This window comes from Desulfobacter latus, from assembly GCF_013389365.1.
GTDB lineage: Bacteria > Desulfobacterota > Desulfobacteria > Desulfobacterales > Desulfobacteraceae > Desulfobacter > Desulfobacter latus.
Map to the genome: position 1 here is coordinate 1 of NZ_JACADJ010000134.1, position 3,263 is coordinate 3,263.

The following is a 3,263-nucleotide window of genomic DNA, read 5'->3' on the forward strand; positions in this document are numbered from 1 at the left end:
AAAAATATATTAAAATATGATCCTCATTTTGAGGGATTCAATTTTATTTCTCAGTTATATGAAGAGGTCTGCAGCATAGGCTGTATTCATCAGCCTTTAAAAACAGCATAATTGGCGAAGGTATTGAGTTGAACGCTCCTGTTTTAAGGGCAGCCAGGTGGCCATGGATGGGATGATCCCGGGAAAACCGTTCTTTCCACTGTGCGGGTCCAGCAAACAGCGACCCGTGATACGCATGGCAAGACCATGGAAGGTCATGGCTGTCACCCGGGCGCTTCGTTTCCCGGTCAAGGCTTTGATTCTGCGCCGAAGTTCAATCATGGTGCCGTGGTTGAAGCACAGGATAAGAATACTCTCCGGTTGGATTGTACACATATTCATCCACGGCATGGGAAAAATTATATCCATTATAATAAACTTTCATCAAAGCGAAATAAATTCATCCTTCTTTGCCACATCATAATAATTTTCCAGCATGGAAAGAACCAGACTTTTGCCGAACCGCCGGGGCCGGATAAATAGCTGGGATTTTATATTTTCAAGCAGACGGATCTTATCAGTCCTGTCACAATAAAAATAGCCCTCGTCAATAACCGTTCATATGGAAATTTCATGGTTTTGCGTCTCCTGATACATTTTTTTCTATATAACGGCCATGTCTTGACGGACACAACAAACAAATTATTAACACACAATATATTGTGTGTTAATAATTAATAAAATCTCAAATCGTTTTAATTCAAAAACACCACCAGTTCTTTGGTGTGTTTTGTCGTCCGGTTTGGTTATTTAAAACTTACATAAAGAGCTTATTTTATGCCTGAACGTAAAAAATTTCCTCTGGGAACCCAAGATTTTGAAACCTTGAAGAAAAATTCTGAATTCTATTTGGATAAAACGCCGCAGTTACATTCTCTGCTGGAACATAGTGGTCGTTATAATTTTCTGTCACGTCCCCGTCGTTTTGGTAAAAGTTTAATGCTTTCCGTTCTTAAAAACCTTTTTTTAGGGAAAAAAGAACTATTTGAAGGGTTGTACATTTACGATTACTTTGCGTTTAAAAAATATCCTGTTCTGCACTTGAGCTTTGCTGGAATTTCTAAAAGTGACGATCTGGGGGAATACATCAAATACAATGGTAAGATTCATATTGATGAGAAGGTAATCAAGATTAAAGATTTTGATTATTTTAATATTGGCGCAATCCTGGAGGAAACCAGTCAGAAAGCGGGTCAACCAGCAGTGGTGTTAATTGATGAATATGATAAACCCATTCTGGTTCACTTAAAAAATTTTCAAAAAGCGGAAGACGTCAGAGACTTTTTTCAAGGCTTTTATGCACCAGTTAAAGACAGTGATCAATACATCAAATTCTTTATGATGACAGGGTTAACTAAGCTGATGAAGATGAGTATTTTTTCTGAATTAAATCATCTTAAAGATATTAGCTTTGTGGGTAGATACACCGATCTGATCGGTTATACTCAGAATGAAGTTGAAAAAAACTTTAGCGAAGAAATAAACCTTATTGCACAACAAGAAGGTAAGGACGTTCAGCAACTTTTACAACAGATCAAAGAAGAATATAATGGATTCAATTTTGGTGATAAACAGTTATACAATCCGTGGGATATAAACAATTTTATTGAAAATGAATCGTTTGGATATTATTGGTCGGAAACAGGTATCCCTAGTGCGATTAGTGCCTATATGCAAAGCACAGCGGTTAATATTCAGAATATTATTGATAAGGAAAGAAATAATACCCTGTCTGTTAACGAAATGAAATTAAGAGTTCAAGATTTACAACAACTGCAGCCGGAAGTATTGTTATTTAATGCAGGATATTTAACCATTCGATATAAGGATGAAAAAAATCATTATTATTTGAAATTTCCTAACAAAGAAGCGGAACAGGTTATGTTGGAATATTTCTTAGACTTGAGTTTCGGGAAGGACTATGACCTGGATGAATGGAAAGACGTTTCTAATCAAATAACCTCGGGAATTTTTGCTGAAAACCAAGAGACCATTCAAGCAGGCATTACAAAACTTATTTACCGGAACTGCGCTCATCTCCCTTATGACTGGCATAATAAAAACCCTGAAGGCTGGTTGAAATCAATGGTGGGCGTCGCCATTCGTATGAACAATATTTATTACATCGGCGAGAACCAGAATATTATTGGTCGCACTGATTTGCATATCCCCAAAGATGATACCGTGTATGTTTTAGAGTTTAAGGTTGATGGGAATACAGAAGAAGCTATTAAACAGATCGAAGATAACTACGAGTTAAGTTATAAAAATAGTTTTGCCGAAGTCGTCAAAATTGGTATCAATTGGGACAGGCAAGGCAAAGAGATTGAGATATTGATTGAATAGAATCAACGCAATCGAAAAAAATATGATTGAGATGTTTCGAGATAACGAATAGTTAATGAGGCCTTGATCATCGTTTCGGCCAATGGTAGCCCATGGTAGGTTTGGTTGAGGAACGAAACCCAACAATTACAAAATGTTGGGTTTTACTACACTCTTTAAGATATAATTTTATCTATTTTTTAAATTTTTTTGGGCATCCTTCATTTCCCGCTTTACACTTTCCAGATGCCGACCCCCATTTTTCGGGAACCTCCATTCAAAAAGTGTAAAGTACTTTTGGGATCATATGAAGGATGCCTTTTTTTGATATATTTTTCTTGACCATATCCACACATTCTTTTTCTTTCTATCAACTTTTCCGTCAAGGGTTCCCCAATGTTTTCGGAACTATCACGACCTATTTACAACTTTTGCAGTTTTGATAAATAAATTCAGGGTCAAGGTCAATGCTATAAGGCCACTCTATTGTATCAAAGCTGACTTTAACTTGTTTAAATATTTTTTTATCTTTGAGACGACGAAATACACCGATATCAAGAAATGGTTTCATATCCAGCAGCCCTGTTTCACCGTTATCAAAAACGATTAAAAGAATAAAATTATTATTAGGATGTACTTTTTTTACTGAAGGATACATAGTTATTCGTCCTTATCTAAGGGGCTGAATTTTGAACGGATGTTCTCCATTCATTATCAGTTTCCAATTTGCCATTAGCTCCTCTTGATGTAATTCGGCCCATGCTATGACAAGGGGCGCATTCCCATTTTCCCGGTTACCGTAGGCAGATTATTCGTAAATGCTGAAAACATTGCAATTCTTTAATAATACATATAAAAACAATTAGTTGTATCAAAAAATAGACCCTGTAATCCCATTT

At 36.2% G+C, this 3,263-nt stretch carries 4 protein-coding genes; 1 reads left to right on the forward strand and 3 read right to left on the reverse strand.

What is annotated here, in order from left to right; genetic code table 11:
- Positions 1–96: 96 nt before the first annotated feature.
- A complete protein-coding gene (locus tag HXW94_RS18335; protein WP_218576809.1) occupies positions 97–375 on the reverse strand; it encodes a UvrD-helicase domain-containing protein in 279 nt (92 codons plus the stop codon).
- Between the two features lie 48 nt (positions 376–423).
- Positions 424–591 (reverse strand): AAA family ATPase, encoded by a 168-nt coding sequence (locus tag HXW94_RS20510; protein ID WP_425484230.1) that lies wholly within the window; start codon positions 589–591, stop codon positions 424–426.
- 225 nt (positions 592–816) lie between these two features.
- Here HXW94_RS20510 and HXW94_RS18345 point away from each other — a divergent pair, with 225 nt between their 5' ends.
- Complete coding sequence (locus tag HXW94_RS18345; protein ID WP_178368339.1) at positions 817–2,385, forward strand: AAA family ATPase; 1,569 nt, start codon at positions 817–819, stop codon at positions 2,383–2,385.
- A 397-nt stretch (positions 2,386–2,782) separates the two neighbouring features.
- On the opposite strand, the gene HXW94_RS18350 is transcribed toward HXW94_RS18345, so the two are convergent.
- Entirely contained in the window at positions 2,783–3,022 is a 240-nt protein-coding gene (locus HXW94_RS18350; RefSeq protein WP_178368340.1) for a DUF2442 domain-containing protein, read from the reverse strand.
- Positions 3,023–3,263: the final 241 nt, after the last annotated feature.